This window comes from Lysobacter dokdonensis DS-58 (assembly GCF_000770795.1).
Classification (GTDB): Bacteria; Pseudomonadota; Gammaproteobacteria; order Xanthomonadales; family Xanthomonadaceae; genus Noviluteimonas; species Noviluteimonas dokdonensis.
In genome coordinates this window covers 80167-100674 of the sequence record NZ_JRKJ01000025.1, presented here as the reverse complement: position 1 = coordinate 100674, position 20508 = coordinate 80167, and the positions used below count along the sequence as shown (strand labels likewise).

Genomic DNA, 20508 nt, shown 5'->3' with positions numbered 1-20508 from the left:
CTGTACAGTCGGTCGGTCGAGCCGTTGCGGCTGACGTTGCACCAACAGTTCAAACACGTCCCTTGGGGGTTTCATACACATGGCTTCTCAGTACCTGACGAAAGGCTTGAAGCGAAGCGCGCTGACCGTTGCTCTCGGTCTGTGCTTCGTGGGCGGCGTCAACGCGCAGACGAACACCGCCGGCGCCATCGCCGGCCAGGCTGCCGCGGGCGACACCATCACCATCACCAACCCGTCGACCGGTTTCTCGCGCACGATCACCGTGGGCGCGGACGGTTCGTACCGCTTCTCGCAGCTGCCGATCGGCACCTACCAGGTGTCGCGTAACGGCGGCGCCGCGCGTTCGGCCACGGTCAACGTCGGCACCGCTGCCAACGTCGACTTCGTGCAGGGCGGCCAGGCCCGCGACCTCGACACGGTCGAAGTCGTCGGCGCCGGTGCGATCAACCCGATCGACGTCACGTCGGTCGAGTCGACCACCATCCTGACCGCCGAGCAGATCGCGAAGATCCCGGTTCCGCGCGACACGTCCTCGGTGGCGCTGCTCGCCCCGGGCACCGTGCGTGGCGACGCCGCGTTCGGCAACCTGGCTTCCTTCGGCGGCGCGTCCGTCGCGGAAAACCAGTACTACGTCAACGGCTTCAACATCACCAACTCGTTCCGCAGCCTGAACTTCGCGACGGTTCCGTTCGAAGCGATCGCCGAGCAGCAGATCAAGACGGGTGGTTACGGCGCCGAATTCGGCCGTTCGCTGGGTGGCGTGGTCAACCAGATCACCAAGCGCGGTACGAATGAATTCCACGCCGGTGGCAACGTCTTCTGGGCGCCGGAATCGCTGCGCGAAGACGTCAAGAACACGTACTACTCCAACCCGCTCGTTCCGGGCGACGTCGGCAAGCTGCGCCAGGACAACACGCGTGACTCGCAGGAAGAGTACGTGGCCAGCGTCTGGGCCAGCGGCGCGCTGATCAAGGACAAGCTGTTCGCGTACGGTTTGCTCTCGTACCGCAACCAGCAGAACGACACGTGGGGCACGCACCTTGCCCGCACCAACACCGACGCCACGATCGAAGTGCCGTCGTGGTTGTTGAAGATGGACTGGAACATCACGGACAGCCACATCCTCGAGTTCACGGCGTTCTCGGACAAGCAGGACACCGAGACCGACGTCTACACGAACACGGCCTACACGATCAACCAGTCGGCCGTCGGCCAGCTCGACCGCCTGAACTTCGTCGGCACCAACTTCCAGGAACAGGGTGGTAACAACTACATCCTGAAGTACACGGGCTACCTGACCGATACGTTCACGCTGTCGGCCCTCGCGGGTCGTGGCGAGTTCTCGCGCGGCCAGCACCTGCGTACGGCTGCCGGCCAGGACGTCCGTTACGGCGGCGTGCTGAGCCAGCCGGCCACCGGCTGCCCGGTCATCACCGACGCGCGTCCGGGCTACCGCCAGGCGATCACGGGTGTCTACGCGAGCTCGTGCAACATCACCGGCGGCGCGATCAACGCCGAAAACAACGAAGACACCCGCAAGCAGTACCGCATCGACGCCGAATGGCAGCTGGGCGACCACCTGCTCCGCTTCGGCTACGACGTCGACAACTACACGTCGATCGCCGGTACCTCGACGGAAGGCGGCCGCACGTGGCGCTACACGACGAACAACGGTCCGGACGGCCTGCCGAACACCGGCGACGAGTTCGACGTGGTTCGCGAGCAGATCGTCAACCAGGGTTCGTCGAACGAAGTCAAGCAGTCCGCGTTCTACGTCCAGGACGCCTGGAACATCACGGACAACTTCATCGCCTACGCCGGCCTGCGCTGGGATACGTTCGAAAACCTCGACGGCTCGGGTAACACCTTCGTCAAGATCTCGAACCAGTTCGGCCCGCGCCTCGGCTTCTCGTGGGACGTGTTCGGCGACTCGACGTTCAAGGTCTTCGGTAACGCCGGCCGCTACGCGCTGCCGCTGACGCCGGACGTTGCGACCCGCGGTGCTTCCGCTTCGGTGTTCACGCGCCAGAACTGGAACTTCAACGGCGTCGACCCGACCTCGGGCGCCCCGAACACCACCACGCCGCGTGGCGGCCTGACGTACATCAACGGTGAATTCGGTCGTCCGAAGAACCCGGCGACGATCGCGTCGGCCAACCTCGACCCGATGTACCAGGACGAATACATCCTCGGCTTCCAGAAGGCGCTGAGCGATCACTTCACCCTGGGCGTTCGTGGCATCTTCCGCGACCTGAAGGCCGCGATCGATGACACCTGCGATTACACGGCGATCTACGAGCAGGCCGTTGCCGATGGCCTGACCCCGGTCATCCCGAACGACGGCTTCCCGTATTGCCGCCTGTTCAACCCGGGCAAGGACGGCATCTTCGTCACCGACGTCGAGAACGACGGCGTGCTGCGCACCTACGTGGTGCCGGGCTCGCGCCTCTCGCCGCCGGCCAAGCGTACGTACAGCGCGGTCGAGTTCTTCTTCGACGGCAACTGGGACAAGTTCTTCCTCCAGGGTTCGTACACCTACGCCAAGTCGAAGGGCAACACCGAAGGCGGCGTGAAGTCCGACATCGGTCAGCAGAACACGAACACCACGCAGGACTTCGACTACATCGAGCTGACGCAGGACACGTACGGCTACCTGCCGAACGACCGTCGCCACAGCCTGAAGCTGTTCGGCAACTACCAGCTGACGGACGAGTGGTCGGTCGGTGCCAACCTGATCGTGCAGTCGGGCCGTCCGCTGAACTGCTTCGGCGTCCTGTACCCGTACCACGGTGGCTACCACCCGTACGGTTCGTCGTTCATGCGCTGCGGTACCTCGACCTCGGGTCAGGCCACCGACGCCTCGGGCAACTTCGTCGGTCCGGTCTCGGCCTTCCCGCGCGGTACGAAGGGTCGCCTGCCGTGGACCAACTCGATCGACCTGAACGTCGCTTACGCCCCGAACTGGGCGGAAGGCCTGCAGTTCAAGGTCGACGTGTTCAACGCGTTCAACAGCCAGAAGGTCACCTCGGTGATCGAAACGGCCGAAGACCCGACCACGGGCGTGCCGGTCAACACGTACCTGCTCCCGGCTTCGTTCCAGGCGCCGCGTACGGTCCGCTTCATGGTGCAGTACGACTTCTAAGCACCACTTCGGTTGAAGTAGTTCCAGAGCGGCCACCTTCGGGTGGCCGCTTTTTTTGTGCGCGCACGCGGGGCGCGCGGCCGTTATCCTGTCGGCCTTGTTTTTGCGGGTACGGAACCGATGCAACAGGAACTCGAACGCCGCTGGCAGCAGGCGCAGGCCCTCGAATCGCAGGGGGATCCGGCTGGGGCGCGTGCGCAGTACGAAGCGATCCTCGCCATCGCGCCGCGGCAACCGATCGTGCACCTGCGCCTGTCGGACATTGCGCAACAGCAGGGCCGCTACCGCGACGCGCGCCATGCCGCCATCGCCGCCGCCGACATCGTGCGCGACATGCGCCGATGGGAAGTGTTGCCCTTCGCCACGCTGCGTCTTCTCGCATTCGACGAACGCGACCGCGTGCGTGAGCTGATCCTCGGCGCGGATTGGTCGCAGCCGGCGGTGATCGCGCAATCGGTGGTGCTCTCGCAACACCTGTGGCTGATCGACGAATCCGATCATGCGTTGCGCTTGCTGGACACCGCGCAATCGCGCAGCCGCCCGCATCCGATGATCGAATACTCCCGCGCCAACGCGCTGCGGTATTCGGGCCGCCTGCGCGAAGCCACCGCCGCGCTGGAGCGCGCCATCGCGCTCGCGCCCACCGATGCGTATTCGCACTGGACGCTGGCCTACCACGAGAAGGCGGATCCGCCGGGCAGTCGCGTCGCGCGCGTGCGCGAAGCGCTCGATGCCAATGCGCACGATCCGCTCGCCAAGGCGCACCTGCATTACGCGCTGTACAAGGAACTGGAAGACGCCGGCGACGACGCGGCCGCGTGGCGCGAGCTTGAAGCCGGCGCGCGCCTGATGCGTTCGCAGTTGCGCTACGACGGCGCGGCCGAAGCCGCGGGCCTCGAGGCATTGCGCGCATTGCCGGCCGTGGATGCGCCTGCTTCGGGTGGGTCGTTCGCGGCGCAGGTGCCGATCTTCGTCGTCGGCATGCCGCGCACGGGCACCACGGTGCTCGAGCGCATGCTCGGCAACCACAAGCACGTCGCGAGCGCGGGCGAGCTCAATGCCTTCGCGCATGCGCTGTCGGAAGCGGGTGATACGTTCGTGTCCGCGCCGCCGACCGCCGCGATCGTGGAACGCATGGCGGGCGTCGATTTCAACGTCGTGGGCCGGGACTATCTCGCGCGCACGCAGCGCCGTTACGGGGCGAAGACGCACCTGGTCGACAAGAATCCGCTGAACGTGTTCTTCGCCGGCTGGATCGCGCGCGCGCTGCCCAACGCCCGCATCCTGTGCATGGTGCGCGAGCCGGTCGATGCGTGCTTCTCGAACTTCAAGGAGCTGTTCTCCGGCACCGCATACGCCTACAGCTATGACCTGAAGGAACTGGCCGACCACGCACTGCGGTTCCGCGACCTCGTCGCGCATTGGGAACGTACGTTGCCGGGCCGCTTCATGACGGTCTCGTACGAGGCGATGGTCTCGGATCCGGAAGCGACCGCGAAGCAGGCGATGGAATTCTGCGGGCTGTCGTTCGATCCGAGCGTCGTGGACATCACGCGCAACACCACGTCGTCGTCGACGGCGAGCAGTTCGCAGGTGCGCGAGCCGATCAACACGCGCGGAATCGGCGCGTGGCGCCGCCATGCCGACGCGCTTGCGCCGCTCGTCGACCGGTTGGGCGCCGCGGATCGCGCATGAGCGCGCGGCCGGGCGACGCGCAGGCCGATCCGTTGTGGCAGCAGGCCGAATGGCATGCCAGCCGCAAGGAATGGCCGCAGGCGATCGCCAGCTTCCAGGCGCTGCATGCGCGGCGGCCGGGCGATGCACGCGTGCTGGTGCAACTCTCGTACGTCCATTCGCTGGCGGGTGGTTATCGCGCCGCGCGCGATCACGCATTGCGCGCCGCGGCGCTCGGGCCGCGCGATCCGGCCATCGTGATGGAACTCGTCGCGCGGCTGCGGACCTTCAACGCGGCGCAGGCGTTGCATGCGCTGGTGAAGGCGCAGGGCCCACTCGATCGCATTCCGATCCCGATGCTGCTGGCGATCGCCGCGCAGTACAGCTACCTCAACGAGCAGGACCGCGCGCTCGCATTGCTGGATGAAGCCAGGCGCGGCGACCCCGGGTTTCCGCCGACCTTGCTCGCGCGCGCGCAGGTGCTGATGTACCTCGGCCGCTTCGACGATGCGCAGGTCGATGCGCGCACGGCCGTGAAGCGCGCGCCGGAATTGCCGCAGGGGTGGTGGTTGCTCGCGCGCTTGCGCAAGCAGACGGCGGACGCGAACGTCGTGGCCGAATTGCGCGCGCAGTTGCAACGGCCCGGCCGTCGGCCGCAGGAGGTCGCGCAACTCGCCGAAGCGCTGCACAAGGCCCTCGACGATCTGGGCGACGTCGAAGGCGCGTGGTCGGCGCTGGAACTGATGTGCCGCGCCAAGCGCGCCACGCTCGATTACCGCGCCGACGACACGCGCGCGTTGGTCGATGCGTTGATCGCGATGCCCGCGGGCGCGTCTGCGCCTGCCGTCGAAGGCGCGCGCACGCCGATCTTCATCGTCGGCATGCATCGCTCGGGTACGACGCTGCTCGAACAGCTGCTCGACGGGCATCCCGACGTACGCGGGGTAGGGGAGCTGTACGACTTCACCAGCCAGATGCGGCGGGCGACGGACCACCACTGCCGTGGCGTGATCGACGCGACGATCGTCGAGCGCGCGTCCGATATCGATTTCGCGGATGTCGGCGCCGGTTACCTGCGCGACATGGAATGGCGCCTCGGGAAGGAGCGCTGGTTCACCGACAAGCTGCCGTCGAACTTCCTCAACCTGGGATTCATCCTGCGCGCGCTGCCGAACGCGAAGGTCCTGCGCATGGTGCGCGACCCCGTGGAGACGTGTTTCTCCAACCTGCGCGAGTTGTTCTCCGACGCCAACCCGTATTCGTACGACCAGCGCGAACTCGCGGCCTTCCACCACCAGTACGAGCGCCTCATGGCGCATTGGCACTCGGCGTGGCCGGGGCGTGTGTACGACGTCGACTACGCGGCGCTGACGCGCGATCCGGAGACGGTGATGCGCGGCGTGGCGGCATTCTGCGGAGTGTCGTTCGATCCGGCGATGCTGGCGATGCAGCAACGCACGCGCGGCGTGGCGACGGCGAGCGCGGTGCAGGTGCGCGACAAAGTCGTCGCGCGCGACGTGCCGAAGTGGGCGCCCTACGAGGCGCACCTGCAGCCGTTGATCGAAGGATTGCGCGAGGCCTGACGCGGCGCCGCGAGGAGGATCAGCGGATCAGAGATCCTGCTGGTACTGCACGTAAGGGACGGTGCCCTGGTCTTCGGTGCCCGCCGGCAGCGCGAAGGGATTCTTGCCGCGCGTCACCACGTTTTCCGCGCCGACGGTGAGCTGGCCGCTCCACGGCGTGCGCCAGGTGAAGCCCAGGCCGAAGCCCTGGAAGTTGTCCGGCTGGCCCGGCACGTCGATGACGCGGCCGATGATGCTGCCGCTGAAGTTGCCGTAGCCGCCGCCGACGCTGAAGCTGCGCGTGTTCCAGCGATCCGCGAGTTCCGGCACGTCCGCCGCCGACACCAGGCGCGCCTTCGCGACGGTGCCGCCGATGGTGATGAAGCCTTCGCGGCCGATGTTCTTCTGGCCGAACACCGCGACGTCGTGTTGCTCGACCTTGGCGCGCGCATTCGGGCTGAGCCACGCCGGCAGCGTTTCCTGGCCCGACCCGAGGGTGAGGCCTACGCGCCCGCCGTTACGGCTGAAGGCGGTGGTGGCGCTGAGGTGGCGGCTGTCCGTCGGATCTTCGAGCGAGGCGAGCAGGCAATGGTTGGCGAGGTTGGAAATCGCGCTCGACACGCCGGTCTTGCGATCGCAGAGCAGGCCGAGCGAATCGCCGGCGTCCAGGCCGAAGGCCGCGTCGAGCGCGCCCTCGCTGAACTGCTTGCGGATGCCGACGGCGTTCTGCGTGGGCTCGAGCAGCAGGACCGCCTCGACCTTGCCGCTGGCCTGGTTCCAGATCGGCAGCTCGACCGTGCCGTCCTTGTTCCGCTGTTGCGCATGCGCGCCGGCCGCCGCCACGAGGGCGAGCAGGGCAATGCACAGGCGATGGCGGAGCGGGCGTCGCATGGCGGCTTGTGACCCGGAGGGCCGGTCGAAGTTCCTGTGGCGGCTGTGGTCGAATCCTATTCCGTTTATGTTTATTTAACAATCGTCAAACGAGAAATAAAGTACGTGGGAGCGGGGTCTGCGTCCCATTACTGCATGCGTTCGGGGGCCGGCATGGGCGCGGACCCGGGCGCGAAGAGCGCCGCGATGTCCTCGGGGGTGAAGGAATAACCCTGCCCACAAAACTCGCAACGCACCCGGGCGGTGCCGTCGGCCAAGGCCGCTTCGGCCTCCTCCTGGCCCAGGGACTGCAGCATGGCCTCGACCCGTTCCCGCGAGCAGGAGCACCCGAACCGCAGGCCCTTGTCGGCCAGCAGCTCCGGGGCTTCCTCGTGGAAAAGCCGATGGATCAACGTGGTCCGGGGGAGCGTGAGCAGCTCTTCGGACGTGAGGGTGTCGAACAGGGCGCAGGCCCGCGTCCACCCGTCGGCGTCACCGGCGTCGCCGGGGAGCTTCTGCAGCATCAGGCCCGCGGCGCTGTTGCCGTCGGCGGCGAGCATCAGGCGCGTGGGCAGTTGCTCGGACTGGACGAAGTAATGCTCGAACGCCGTCTTCAGATCGCCACCCTCCATCGGTACGAGGCCCTGGTAGCGCTGGGGGTCACGGCCGTGCGGCGTGGGGTTCTCGATGGTGATGGCGAGGATCGGGTCCGGCCCGAGGTCCGACAGGCCCGTGGGAGCCGGCTGCTCTTCGTCGAATTGCGCGATGCCGCGCAGCGTGCCCGCGGCCGTGCACTCGGCGAACAACGTGCGCAGTGCGCCGCGACCGCGCAATTGCACCGACAGGCGTCCGTCGACCTTCGCATGGCCGGTGAACAGCGCGGCGGCGGCGGTGGCCTCGCCGAGCAGGTGCGCGATGGAATCCGGATATTCCGCGCGTGCGCGGATCTGCCGCCAAGTGTCGTCGAGGTGGACGCGCACGCCGCGCACGCCGGCCTCCGGAAGGAGGAAGCGCGAGAGGCGGTCGTCGTGGCCGCCGGCGTCGTGCGGGGCAGGGGAGTCGGGCATGGGGCTGGTGATCATCATCGGCATCTCGTCGTGCCATCGTGAGGCCGCTGCGCGTAAGGCGATAATGCGCGGCGCACGCACGACAGGGGAAGGACGTGGGGTCGGAAAGCAACACAGATGGGGCCGGCCCGCGCCGGAAGCAAGCGCGCCCGCGCCGCCGATGGCTCAAGTGGGTGCTGCTCTCGCCGGTGGTCTTCGCCGTGCTGACCACGTTGCAGGTGCTGGTGTTGCGCTTCGTCGATCCGCCCATGAGCGCCTTCATGGTCGCGCGGCACGTGCAGGCCATCGGCGAAGGCGACTGGTCCTACCGCACGCGTTACGACTGGCGCGATTTCGATGCGATCGCCCCGGCGTTGCCGGTGGCGCTCGTCGCCGCGGAGGACCAGAACTTCGCCGTGCACCACGGGTTCGACCTCAAGGCGATCGAGAAGGCGCGTGCGCACAACCAGCGCATGGTCGAACGCGCGGAGAAACGCGGCACGCCGGTCAAGCGCCTGCGCGGCGCGAGCACCATCTCGCAGCAGACCGCCAAGAACCTGTTCCTTTGGAGTGGCCGCAGTTACGTCCGCAAAGGCCTCGAAGCCTGGTACACGGTGCTGATCGAAGCGCTGTGGCCCAAGCGGCGCATCCTCGAGGTGTACGCCAACATCGCCGAATTCGGCGACGGCACCTACGGCGCGCAGGCCGCGGCGGTGCGCTTCTTCAATCGCGATGCGCGCCAGCTCACGCCGAACCAGGCCGCGCGCCTCGCAGCCGTGCTGCCGAACCCGCGCCGTTATGACGCGGGCAAGCCCGGTCCCTACGTCCAGCGCCGTAGCGCGGCCATCCAGCGCCAGGCCGGCCACCTGGGCGGCGCGGCGTGGCTCCGCGCCCTCGACTGACGGGTTGAACTACCATCGGCGCATGGATGCGCACCGCACCGCCGAGTTCGCCCGCACGCAGGTCGTCGGCCTGACCGTACTCGTCGCCGCCTTCAACGAGGCCGACGCGTTGCCGTTGCTGCATCCGCGCCTGCAGGCAGTGCTCGACGGCCTGGCACAGGACGGCTTGCACGGCCGCATCCTGTATGTCGACGACGGCAGCCGCGATGCGACGTGGTCGGTGCTGCAATCGATCGCGGCGCGCGACCCTCGCGTCGCACTGCTGCGCCTGTCGCGCAATTTCGGAAAGGAAGCCGCGCTCACCGCGGGCCTCGACCATGTCGGCGACGACGCGGTGCTGATCCTCGATGCCGACGGCCAGGATCCGCCGGAGCTCATCCCGCAATTCGTCGCGCATTGGCGCGACGGCTACGACGACGTGCACGGCACGCGCCAGGCTCGCGAAGGCGAGACGTGGGCCAAGCGCGCCACGGCGCATGCGTTCTATCGCGTGATCGGCCGCCTCTCGCGCACGCCCGTGCCGGCCGACACGGGCGACTTCCGCCTGCTCTCGCCGCGCGCCGTGGCCGCGTTGCGGCAACTGCGGGAACGCAATCGTTTCATGAAGGGCCTGTTCGGCTGGGTCGGCTTCAACCAGGTGTCCGTTCCCTACGTGCGCGCCCCGCGCGCCGCCGGCGCGACCAAGTTCGACTTCTGGAAGCTCTGGAATTTCGCGATCGAAGGCATCACGGGCTTTTCGACCGCGCCGCTGCGCATGGCCACTTACGTCGGCCTGCTCACCGCGCTGCTCGCCTTCGTCTATGCCGCCTGGATCATCGTGAAGGCGATGGCGTGGGGCGACCCCGTCGCGGGCTGGCCGACGATGATGGCGGTGATCCTGTTCCTCGGCGGCGTGCAACTGATCGCGCTGGGCACCATCGGCGAATACCTCGGGCGCCTGTACGAGGAGGCCAAGCAGCGGCCCCTGTATCTGGTCGACGCCTGGCGGCCGGCGAGGGGAGTATCCTCCGGACAGGTTCCAGGACAGGGACACGACGATGCGCACGGTACGCCACCTGCTCGAATCGAAAGCGCCTGAAGTCTTCGCCATCGGGCCCGAACAACCGGTCCTCGACGCGATCAAGCTGATGGCCGAGAAACGCATCGGCGCGCTGCTGGTGATCCAGTCCGGCCGCCTCGTGGGCATCGTGTCCGAGCGCGATTACGCGCGCAAAGTCGTCTTGCAAGGGCGCTCGTCGGCGAGCACGCCGGTGTCGGACATCATGACGCGCGACGTGGTGCGCGTCGGCCTGGCCGACACGGCCGACCATTGCATGCAATTGGTGAACGACAAACGCATCCGGCATCTGCCGGTGGTGGATGGCGAATCGGTGCTCGGCGTGATTTCGATCGGCGATCTGGTCAAGGCCGTGATCGAAGACCAGCAGGTGGAGATCGATCAGCTGCAGCGGTACATCGCGAGCTGACATTCACTTCGCATATTTGCCGCCGCACTGGACGTCCTCGCCGGGGCCGAGTTCCAGCGTCGCGAGCAATGCGGCCGGCGGTGCGATGTTGCCGAGCGTCAGCGCGATCGCCGCGCGCAGGCCCACGCGTTTCATGTCGGGCCGGAACGACGGATCGGTGAACGTGCCGCCGACGAGCAAGGGCGCACGGAACGAGAACAGGCTGCGGTCCTTCGGCCGCGGACGCAGGCGCAGGTCGAGCGTCTCGTCCTTCATGCTGATGTGGCCCTCGCCGATGACGAGCGTGTCGGAGGTGTCGAACGCGAGCGCACGCGTCTGCGCGACCCCGTCTTTCACCGCGAAGTCGCCGAAGGCGCAGCGGATCGGGATCTTCTTGTCGCCCTGCACCAGGAATTTCAACGCCTCGGCAATGTCGATGCCGGCGAACTCCATCAGCAGGTTGCTGATCTGTCCCTTGCCCATGCCGAGTTGCGCATCGCCATCGGCGCTGCCGAGCATGCTGGCGATCGAATTGCCCGTGCCCGCCAGGTGGATGTCGCCACCGATGCGTCCGATCGCATCCTTCATGATCTCCGCCGACGGCACCAGCTTCCCGAGTTGCACGTTGCGCACCTGCACGTCCATGCGCGTGCGGATCGGCGACTCGCGCGCATCCATGCGGATCGTCGAACGGATGTCGCCGCCGGCGACGCCGAAGTTCAGCGGCTCCATGAGCAACAGGCCCGCATCGAGCAACAGGTGCGCATCCATGTCGTCGATCGGCAGCTTGGGCGCGTTGATGCGATGCGCTTTCCAACGCACGTCGGCATCCATCGCGCGCAGCTTGTCGAGTTCGTAGGGATGGTTCGGCAGCAGCCGGCCGCTGGCCTTTTCCACGGCATCCTGCCTGCCTTGCGCAGGCGTCGCGGTTTCGCCCGCACCCGCGTCGGGCGCCTTGCCGACGAAGCCGGACAGATCGTCGAAGTCCAGGCGCTTGGACACCAGATTCGCCACGAGGATCGGCCGCGCGCGACCGGTTTCGAAACTCGCGTCGCCGCTCAGGTCGCTATCGCCCAACTTGCCGGTGAAATCGTCGTAGTGCCAGACGTTGCCGGTGTGTTTCGTGCCGGTGCGTTTTGTCGAGGTGATCTCGCGCGTGAGCCGGCCGTCGAATGCATAGGGCGGCGAATCCGGGATCGCCATGCCCAGCAGCGGATACAGCTCCGCAAGGTTCGGCCCGGACAATGCGAACTTCAGGTCGAAGCCGCGCAAACGGATCGGATCGAGCAACGTGCCGCGGGCATGCGCCTTCGTGTTCGCGGCGGTCGCGTGCACGTCGATGTGATACGGACGCGTTGCGTCGCGTGCATCGAGCGGCGCATCGGCGCGCCCGTGCATGCGGAACTTGCGCGCCTCCCATTGGCCGCCGCCTTCGGCGAGGATCGGCGGCGCCTTCGAGCCCGGGTCGCGCATGTCGCTGCGCACGGCCACTGCGATGTCGGTCTTGTTCGGTGCATCGATGAAGCGCACGTGGCCGTCGTCGATCCACAGCGCGCCGTAATGCGTCGTGCCGGTCGACGGTTCGCCGAAGGTCCAGTTGCCGACGCGGTTCGGGCCGTACTCGAGCCGCAGGTCCGGCTTGCGCAGGCGGATTTCGGGGATGCGCACTTCGCGATGGAAAATCAGCGATTTGAGGTCGATCGCCAGTTGCAGGCAGTCGGCCTTGGCCATGACCGGATCCTTCGACCATGTCGCATTGCCGAACCGGAACCCGCCGATCTGCACCAGCGGCGTCCATCCGAAACGATCGACGTCGAGGTTGCCGGTGATCTCGAACTTGCGCCCGGTGCGCGCTTCGACCTGGCGCTCGACGAGCGGCTTGAACCAGTTCCAGTCCCAGAAGATCAGCACCAACGCGATCAGCAGCGCGAACACCCCGAGTGCGGTCCACCAGGGATGGCGTTTGATCTTCTCGAGCTGGAGGCGGGCCATCGCCACACCATCGCGAGCGGGCCGTGGAACGACGGTGAATGCGTTGCGCGCGATTCAGCGGGCGTGCGTGAACGTCAAGTCACGTGCACCTGCGCCAGCACGGCGATGTAGTGGCACACGCTGCCGGCGATGACGAACAGGTGCCACACCGCGTGCGAATACCGCATCGACGGCCGGTGATAGAACACGGTGCCGAGCGTGTACGCCACGCCGCCCGCCATCAGCCAGCCAAAGGTCCACGCGTCGAGCGCGTTCCACACCGGCTTGATCGCGAGCAACACCAGCCAGCCCATCGCGATGTACACGCCGGTCGACAGCAGCTTGAAGCGGCCCGTAAAGAAGAGCTTGAACGCGATGCCCGCGGCGGCGAGCGACCAGATCGCGATGAAGAGGTTGCGGCCGACCTCGCCGCGCAGGCCGACGAGCGTGAAGGGCGTGTAGGTGCCCGCGATCAGCAGGTAGATCGCGCAGTGGTCGAAGACTTTCAGCGCGGACTTGGCGCGCGGCTGCCGGGCCGCGTGGTACAGCGTGGAGGCGAGGTAGAGCAGGAGCAGGCTGATCGAGAAGACGATCGCCGCGGCGAGCTGCCAGCCGTCGCCGTGCAGCGAGGCCAGCGCCACCATGATCGCGCCGCCGGCCAGTGCCAGCAGCGCGCCGACGCCGTGGGTCAGCGCGCTTGCCCGTTCTTCGCGAAGTGCGACGGCATCCATCGTCCGGAGCATCCGCGCAGGCGCTGGAGTTTTTATTCCACTGCCACCGCGTGCGCGTGCTCGCGGGTGGCGAGGAACTGCACGGTCGGCGCGCGTTCCTGCGCCAGTTGCAGGTTCACGCGGGTGGGCGCGAGGTAGACCAGCTGCCCGGCGGCATCGAGCGCCAGGTGCATCGCGTTCTTCTCGCGGAACTCCTCGAGCTTCTTCGCGTCGTCGCAGCGGATCCAGCGCGCGGTGGCGACCTGCACCTGCTCGAACGTGGCATCGACGCCATACTCGTCCTTCAGGCGATAGGCGACGACGTCGAACTGCAGCGTGCCCACCGCGCCGAGGATCAGGTCGTTGGACATCAGCGGACGGAAGAACTGCGTCGCGCCTTCCTCGGACAACTGCGCCAGGCCCTTCTGCAATTGCTTGAGCTTCAGCGGATCGCGCAGGCGCGCGCGGCGGAACAACTCCGGCGCGAAGTTCGGGATGCCGGTGAACGACAGCGTCTCGCCTTCGCTGAAGCTGTCGCCGATGGAGATCGTGCCGTGGTTGTGGATGCCGATGACATCGCCCGGATACGCGGTCTCGACGATCTCGCGGTCGCTGGCCATGAAGGTGAGCGCGTTGGCGAGCTTCACTTCCTTGCCCGTGCGGCTCTGCATCGCCTTCATGCCCGCGGTGAACTTGCCCGAGCAGATGCGCATGAACGCCACGCGGTCGCGGTGCTGGGGGTCCATGTTCGCCTGGATCTTGAACACGAAACCCGACAGGTGCGGTTCGTACGGGCCGACTTCGCGCGAGGTGGTCGCGCGCGGCTTCGGCGGCGGGGCATGTTCGACGAAGAAGTCCAGCAGCAACTGCACGCCGAAGTTGTTGACGGCCGAACCGAAGAACACCGGCGTCTGCTTGCCGGCCAGGTACGCGGCAGGATCGAACGGATGCGAGGCGCCCTGCACGAGTTCGAGCTCATCGCGCAATTCGGCGAGGATGTCCTTGCCGATGCGCGCTTCGACGCCCGGATCGTCGAGCGACGGGAAGATCGTCGAATCCTGGCGCGTGAAGTTGCGGCCCGGTTCGTACAGGTGCACCTCGCCACTGACCAGGTGCACGACGCCCTTCAGGCGCTGGCCCATGCCGATCGGCCAGGTCACCGGCGCGCACTGGATGCCGAGCACGGATTCGACTTCGTCGAGCAGGTCGATCGGCGGCTTGCCTTCGCGATCGAGCTTGTTGATGAAGGTCATGATGGGCGTGTCGCGCAGGCGGCAGACTTCCATCAGCTTGATCGTGCGTTCCTCGACGCCCTTGGCCACGTCGATGACCATCAGCGCCGAGTCCACCGCGGTCAGCACGCGATAGGTGTCCTCGCCGAAGTCGGCGTGGCCGGGCGTGTCGAGCAGGTTGACGATGCGGCCTTCGTACGGGAACTGCATCACCGACGAGGTGACCGAGATGCCGCGCTCCTTTTCCAGCGCCATCCAGTCGGACGTCGCATGGCGCGCGGCCTTGCGGCCCTTCACCGAGCCGGCCATCTGGATCGCGCCGCCGAACAGCAGCAGCTTTTCGGTCAGCGTGGTCTTGCCGGCGTCGGGGTGCGAGACGATCGCGAACGTGCGCCGGCGCGCGGCTTCGAGGGAGACATCGGACATGGGGAAGGCGCGCGGGCGCGCAGGCGAGGCGAGGTAAGCCGGCGATTCTACCGCAGCCCTCAAGGCCGGTCGGTCACGCCCGCCATGCGGAAAGGGATCGATTCCAGCTTCATCCCGCGGTTCACCTGCACGGCGAAGTGCAGGTGCGGCCCGCTCGTGAAGCCGGTATTGCCCGACAGCCCGATCTTCTGCCCTGCGCGCACCCGCTGCCCGGCGCGCACCAGCACGCCTTCGGTGCGCAGGTGCGCATACAGGCCCATCGTGCCGTCGTCGTGGAGGATGCGGACGTAGTTCGCGCGGCCGCCGTATTTCTCCAGGTCCAGGCCCGCTTTGTCGAAATCCGATTCGACCTGCATCACCGTGCCGCCGCGCGCGGCGAACACGGGCGTGCCTTGCGGCGCGCGGAAGTCGATGGCGAAACGATTCTGCGTATCGGAATGGCTGAAGGGACCGTTGAAGCCCTGTTCGATGCGCAGGCGTTCCTTCGGGATCGGCAGCAGGTAGTCGACGTCCTGCGGCCTGGCGCGCGGATCGCCCGGCACGACGTCCATCGCCAGACCGAATTCCGCGGTGCCCGCCTGCGACGGCATCAGGCGCGAGAGCAGCACCGTCGCGTTCGCGGGCACGGTGGCGCGCGCGGGCAGGGCGGGTTCGCCGCGCGTGTTGACGTTGCGCGTGAACTTCAGCAACACCTCGACCGGGCCCTGCACCGTGTTGTCGGCGTAGGCGAGCGAGGCGCCTTCTTCGCGTTCCAGGCGCAGGCGTGCCATGGCGCCGGGCTCGGCGCGCACCGGGATGACCTTGACGCGTGCGCCGTTCTGCGCCGCTTCGGCCGGCGGACGATCGCCGTAATGGACGATGCCGTTCTTGTCGACCCAGCGATACACCTTGCCCGCATGCGCGCCCAGCGCGACGCACGCGAGCATCGCGCACGCAACCGCCAGCCATCGCGCGGAACGCCGCATCGTCAGTCGACGCAGTCCTGCGCCAGGTGCAATTGGCGCGCGACTTCGCGCAGGTCGAACGCCGTCACCGCCTTGTCGTCGTGCACGGCGAACAGCGCGCCGCCGGGGAAGCCGGGCATCGCCGCCGCGTGCAACGCCACGCCGTCCGTGTGCGCGGTGACATCGCCGCGGAACGTGCCGCGCGGCGCGAGCGTCACGCGATCGAACAGATGGAACAACGTCAGCGGCGCAAGCTGGTCGACGGCGATCCAGTAACCACCGCCATCCGGGCACGTCCACAACGCCACGCCTTCGGCCTCGGCCGCGAAGCTGTCCTGCGGCAGGCTGCGGCCGGTGTACTGGCCCGAGAAGCTGTACTCGCGCAGCGTGGATTCGTGGCGGCGGTCTTCGTCGGCGATGAGAAGCCGATCGTTCGCGCGGTCGCCGCCGATCGATTCGACCATGCGCAGCGCGGTGGCCTCCTTCGTGTCGCCGAACGACCCGCCGTAGTTCGCCCGCAGCCGGCCGGCCTGGTCGAACTGCACGCGATAGCGGCGGACGCGCTGGTTCAATTCTTCAAGCGGCGGCACTTCGTCGAACTTCTTGCCGTACATGAAGCTGTCGGTGACGTAGACCTCGAGCTCGCCCGGTTCGGTTTCGTTGACCCACAGGCCGTAAGGGCTGCGCAGTTCCTTCTCGCCGAAGAATCCGACGAAGTCGAAGTCCGGCAGCTTGAGCACTTGCACGCGGTGGTTGTCGCGCTCGACGACGAACACGAAGTCGCCGTGCACCGCGATGCCGTTGGGACGATCGAACTGGCCCTGGCCGTTGCCTTCGCCGCCGAAGGTCTTCAGCAGCGTGCCGTCCTGCGCGTCGTAGACCGACAGGCGGTGCGACGACTTGCCGGTGGCGATCAGCCAGGCCAGGCCGTCTTCGGATTGCCAGGTCGCGAGCGAGTCGAGCTCCTCGGCCGGGGTTTCCTTCGAGACGTACCGCTCCGCGATTTCCACGGGCGCGGGCGTGCCGGCGACGGTGGCCGGCGCGGCGGGAGCTGGGGTTTGCGGGGCCGGTGCGGTGCTGCACGCGGCGACGATCAGGGCGCCCAGGACGACGGGCAGGAGTCGGATTGGGGAGTGCATGGGGCGAAGTATGGCTGAGCGTGAATGGGTCTTGGCAACAGGATCGTCACGGAACTCGACCGTAAGCCATCGCTTCATCGGCATGAAGCGATTGACAAGTCGGAAAACGCGCGGCATCCTGCGTCCATCCATCGAGACCGGCTGAGGGACAGGCCCGCAGACGCCGGGGCAACCGCGACATCGCTCACGCGATGGCGTTGGTGCCAAATCCTGCGGGGGCCCTGCGCCCACCGGCAGATGGATCGAGACCCGCGCCACGTGCGCGGTGTTCGATTCGCATCGCCACCCCCGCGACGTCCGATGGCCGCCCACTTCCAGGAGCGTTGCCATGTCCGCCGTCGCGATCCGCACCCCGCAGCAAACACCCTCCGTCCTTCGCGTCGTCGGCGAGCGCACGTCCGATGCGCGGCGTGGTGAAACCACCGTCGTCCTTCCGCTGCGCCACGCCGGCCCGCACGAGGTGTGCGTGCGCTGGGAAGTGCGCGGCCCCGCGCACCTGCCCGTGGTCGCCGTGCTCGGCGGCATTTCCGCGAACCGCCACGTCGCCGCGTCCCGCACGTTCGCCGAGCGTGGTTGGTGGGACGCGCAGGGCGATGCGCGCTGGCTCGCCGCGCACCGCGTCGTGTCGATCGACTGGGTCGGCAGCGACGGCACGCTCGATGCGCCGATCGACACCGCCGACCAGGCCGCGGCACTCGCGGCGGTGCTCGACGTGCTCGGGATCGATGCGCTCGATGCCATCGTCGGCTGCTCGTACGGCGCGATGGTCGGCCTCGCGTTCGCGACGACGCACCCGGCGCGCGTGCGGCACCTTGTCGCCATCGCCGGCGCGCATCGCCCGCATCCCTTCGCCAGTGCGTGGCGCGCGTTGCAGCGCAACGTCGTCGCCCTCGGTCAATTGCAGTGCGATGAAGCGCAGGGGCTGTCGCTCGCGCGCCAACTCGCGATGCTGAGCTACCGCACGCCGGAGGAATTCGGCGCGCGCTTCGACGCGACCCCCATCCTGGACGGCGGCAGCGCACGCTGCGCCTCCGAAGCCTGGCTCGCCGAACGCGGCGCGGCCTGGGCGCAAAAGACCTCGGCGACGGCGTTCGTGCGCTTGTCGGAATCGATCGACCTGCACGAAATCCTCCCCTCCAGCGTGCGCGTTCCGACGACGCTCGTCGCCTTCGCCGAGGACCGGCTCGTTCCACCCGACGACATCCGCGCGCTCGCCGCCGGCATCAGTGCGCCCGTACGCCTGCAGGTGCTGCATTCGCCCTACGGGCACGATGCGTTCCTCAAGGAACCCGACGCGATCGCACACGTGCTGGCGCGTGCGCTCGACTGTTGCGAGGAGGCCTGCGCATGAGCGCCTTCCATCCGTGCACGGCCGCGGTGCGCGCGGGCATCGACCGCGATGAGGCCTACGGTGCCGTCGTTCCGCCGATCGTGTTGTCGTCGAACTTCAGCTTCGCCGCCTTCGACGAAAAACGCCGCTACGACTACACGCGCAGCGGCAACCCCACGCGCGACCTGCTGGCCGACGCCCTGGCCGAACTCGAAGGCGGCGCCGGCGCGGTGATCACCGCGACGGGAATGGCGGCGATCACGCTCGTGCTCAATGCGTACCTGAAGCCGGGCGACGTCCTGGTCGCCACGCACGATGCCTACGGCGGCAGCTGGCGCTTGTTCGATGCGCTCGCGCGAAAGGGGCACTTCGAACTGGTGCTGGCCGACCTCGCCGATCCGCGCGCATTGACCGCCGCGCTGGAGCGCAAGCCCGCGCTGGTGTGGATCGAGACGCCCTCCAATCCGTTGCTGCGCATCACCGACCTGCGATTCACGATCGAAGCCGCGCATGCCGCCGGTGCGCGCACGGTGGTCGACAACACCTTCCTCTCGCCGGCGTTGCAGCAGCCCATTGCGTTCGATGCGGATCTCGTCGTGCATTCGACGACGAAGTACATCAACGGCCACAGCGACGTCGTCGGCGGGGCGGTGGTCGCGCGCACGGCGGAGGATCATCAAACACTGACATGGTGGGCGAACGCGCTCGGCATCACCGGCGCGCCGTTCGACAGCTTCCTCACGCTGCGCGGCCTGCGCACGCTCGGCGCGCGCATCCGCGTCCACCAGGAGAATGCGCGTGCGATCGCCGCGTTGATCGACGATCATCCGGTCGTGCGCGCGGTGCACTACCCCGGACTGGCGCATCATCCGGGCCACGCGCTCGCCAAACGCCAGCAATCGGGTTTCGGCGCGATGTTGTCGCTGGAACTCGATGGCGGCATCGACGCGGTGCGCGCGTTCCTCGACGGGTTGCGCTGCTTCACGCTGGCCGAATCGCTGGGCGGCGTCGAGAGCCTGGTCGCGCATCCGGCGACGATGACCCACGCGGCGATGTCGCCGCAGGCGCGCGCGGCGGCCGGGATCGGCGATGGTTTGTTGCGCCTGTCGGTGGGCATCGAACACGCGGACGACCTGCTCGCCGATATCGCCGACGCGCTCGAACGTGCGCACGCCGTCGTGCGCGACCAACGCCGCGAGGTCGCGACGTGATCCGCATCGCGCTGCTCGGCACCGGCAACGTGGGTCGCGCGGTGATCGCGCGGCTGGAGGCGCTCGACGATCCGGGCCTGTCGCTCGTGCACATCGGCAACACGCGCGTGACCGTCGGACCGTCGCTGCATGAATCCGCGCCGCACGTCGTGCTCGATGCGACCGCCAGCGACGCCGTCGCCGCGCGCCATGCCGAATGGCTCGCGCGTGGATGGCATGTCGTCACGGCCAACAAGCTGGGGCGCGGCGCGTCGCTCGCACGTGCGGAGGCCATCGAACAGGCATGCACCGCCAGTGGCGCGCGCTATGGCGATTCGGCGACCGTCGGCGCGGGCCTTCCGTTGCTGCGCAGCCTGCGCGCGTTGCGGGCCGGCGGGGATGCGATCCATGGAGTCGCCGGGGTGTTGTCGGGGTCGCTCGCATGGTTGCTGGCGCGCTTCGATGGAAGCGTGCCGTTTTCGACATTGGTGCACGAGGCGGGTGTCGCGGGTTACACCGAACCGGATCCGCGCATCGATCTGTCGGGCGAGGACGTGCGTCGCAAGCTGCTGATCCTCGCGCGGGCTGCGGGGGTTGCGTTGGAGGCGCACGATGTGCAGGTGGAATCGCTGGTGCCGACCGAAGGCGACGCGCTGGCACTGCTGGATGCACCGATGCGCGCGCGCCTGGACGCCGCGCGCGGGCAGCGTTTGCATTTCGTCGCACGTTGGCAGGCCGGCGTCGCGCGTGTGGGTCTCGAAACGCTCGCGTCGAACGATCCGCTCGCGGCCGGCAGCGGCACCGACAACCGCGTCGCCATCCATTCGGCGCGTTACGCGCAGCAACCGCTCGTGATCCAGGGCCCCGGCGCGGGCGCCGAAGTCACCGCCGCGGCGATGCTCGACGACGTGTTCGCGCTACGCGA

At 67.8% G+C, this 20508-nt stretch carries 15 protein-coding genes, 1 pseudogene and 1 riboswitch; of the genes and pseudogenes, 9 read left to right on the top strand and 7 right to left on the bottom strand.

The features are described from left to right. Positions 1 to 79 precede the first annotated feature (79 nt). From LF41_RS15760 to LF41_RS15750, 3 genes are all read left to right on the top strand, one after another. Complete coding sequence (locus tag LF41_RS15760) at positions 80 to 3142, top strand: TonB-dependent receptor (protein WP_036171994.1); 3063 nt, start codon at positions 80 to 82, stop codon at positions 3140 to 3142. 120 nt (positions 3143 to 3262) lie between these two features. Further along, a complete protein-coding gene (locus tag LF41_RS15755; RefSeq protein ID WP_036171991.1) occupies positions 3263 to 4837 on the top strand; it encodes a tetratricopeptide repeat-containing sulfotransferase family protein in 1575 nt (524 codons plus the stop codon). Continuing rightward, positions 4834 to 6399, top strand: coding sequence for a tetratricopeptide repeat-containing sulfotransferase family protein (locus LF41_RS15750; protein WP_036171988.1), 1566 nt, complete (start codon positions 4834 to 4836; stop codon positions 6397 to 6399). Before LF41_RS15755 ends, LF41_RS15750 begins: the two co-directional genes overlap by 4 nt. Positions 6400 to 6426: 27 nt before the next feature. On the opposite strand, the gene LF41_RS15745 is transcribed toward LF41_RS15750, so the two are convergent. Further along, positions 6427 to 7233: an XOO1806 family protein gene (locus LF41_RS15745; protein WP_202594071.1), complete on the bottom strand. Its 807-nt coding sequence runs from the start codon at positions 7231 to 7233 to the stop codon at positions 6427 to 6429. A gap of 164 nt (positions 7234 to 7397) precedes the next feature. After that, on the bottom strand, positions 7398 to 8315 hold the full coding sequence (gene hslO, locus LF41_RS15740) for an Hsp33 family molecular chaperone HslO (RefSeq protein WP_036172122.1): 918 nt from the start codon (positions 8313 to 8315) through the stop codon (positions 7398 to 7400). Between the two features lie 95 nt (positions 8316 to 8410). Here hslO and mtgA point away from each other — a divergent pair, with 95 nt between their 5' ends. The 3 genes from mtgA to LF41_RS15725 are packed head-to-tail and all read left to right on the top strand — an operon-like array spanning position 8411 to position 10662. Then, positions 8411 to 9196, top strand: coding sequence for a monofunctional biosynthetic peptidoglycan transglycosylase (mtgA, locus tag LF41_RS15735; protein ID WP_036171982.1), 786 nt, complete (start codon positions 8411 to 8413; stop codon positions 9194 to 9196). Positions 9197 to 9218: 22 nt separating this feature from the next. Beyond that, positions 9219 to 10274: a glycosyltransferase family 2 protein gene (locus tag LF41_RS15730; RefSeq protein ID WP_052116531.1), complete on the top strand. Its 1056-nt coding sequence runs from the start codon at positions 9219 to 9221 to the stop codon at positions 10272 to 10274. Then, positions 10234 to 10662, top strand: coding sequence for a CBS domain-containing protein (locus LF41_RS15725; protein WP_036171979.1), 429 nt, complete (start codon positions 10234 to 10236; stop codon positions 10660 to 10662). The genes LF41_RS15730 and LF41_RS15725 overlap by 41 nt, the downstream gene beginning before the upstream one ends. Positions 10663 to 10665: 3 nt before the next feature. Here the strand turns inward: LF41_RS15725 and LF41_RS15720 are convergent, their stop codons facing one another. From LF41_RS15720 to LF41_RS15700, 5 genes are all read right to left on the bottom strand, one after another. Beyond that, a complete protein-coding gene (locus LF41_RS15720) occupies positions 10666 to 12633 on the bottom strand; it encodes an AsmA family protein (protein WP_052116530.1) in 1968 nt (655 codons plus the stop codon). A 74-nt stretch (positions 12634 to 12707) separates the two neighbouring features. Then, positions 12708 to 13343: a PAQR family membrane homeostasis protein TrhA gene (gene trhA / locus LF41_RS15715; protein ID WP_036171975.1), complete on the bottom strand. Its 636-nt coding sequence runs from the start codon at positions 13341 to 13343 to the stop codon at positions 12708 to 12710. A 32-nt stretch (positions 13344 to 13375) separates the two neighbouring features. Continuing rightward, positions 13376 to 14980, bottom strand: a complete 1605-nt coding sequence (locus tag LF41_RS15710; protein ID WP_036171972.1) for a peptide chain release factor 3 — start codon at positions 14978 to 14980, stop codon at positions 13376 to 13378. 59 nt (positions 14981 to 15039) lie between these two features. Further along, positions 15040 to 15945, bottom strand: coding sequence for a peptidoglycan DD-metalloendopeptidase family protein (locus tag LF41_RS15705; RefSeq protein ID WP_036171969.1), 906 nt, complete (start codon positions 15943 to 15945; stop codon positions 15040 to 15042). A 2-nt stretch (positions 15946 to 15947) separates the two neighbouring features. Continuing rightward, entirely contained in the window at positions 15948 to 17063 is a 1116-nt protein-coding gene (locus LF41_RS15700) for an NHL repeat-containing protein (RefSeq protein ID WP_036171965.1), read from the bottom strand. A gap of 125 nt (positions 17064 to 17188) precedes the next feature. Continuing rightward, a riboswitch (SAM riboswitch) is annotated at positions 17189 to 17307 on the top strand. Positions 17308 to 17391: 84 nt separating this feature from the next. Here LF41_RS15700 and metX point away from each other — a divergent pair. The 3 genes and pseudogenes from metX to LF41_RS15685 all read left to right on the top strand — a co-directional run. Then, positions 17392 to 18414: a homoserine O-succinyltransferase MetX gene (gene metX / locus LF41_RS15695; protein WP_036171963.1), complete on the top strand. Its 1023-nt coding sequence runs from the start codon at positions 17392 to 17394 to the stop codon at positions 18412 to 18414. Continuing rightward, a complete protein-coding gene (metB, locus tag LF41_RS15690; RefSeq protein WP_036171960.1) occupies positions 18411 to 19604 on the top strand; it encodes a cystathionine gamma-synthase in 1194 nt (397 codons plus the stop codon). The genes metX and metB overlap by 4 nt, the downstream gene beginning before the upstream one ends. Beyond that, positions 19601 to 20503, top strand: a pseudogene (locus tag LF41_RS15685) (homoserine dehydrogenase family protein); the annotation flags it as partial. The gene metB and the pseudogene LF41_RS15685, both read left to right, overlap by 4 nt. Positions 20504 to 20508 lie beyond the last annotated feature (5 nt).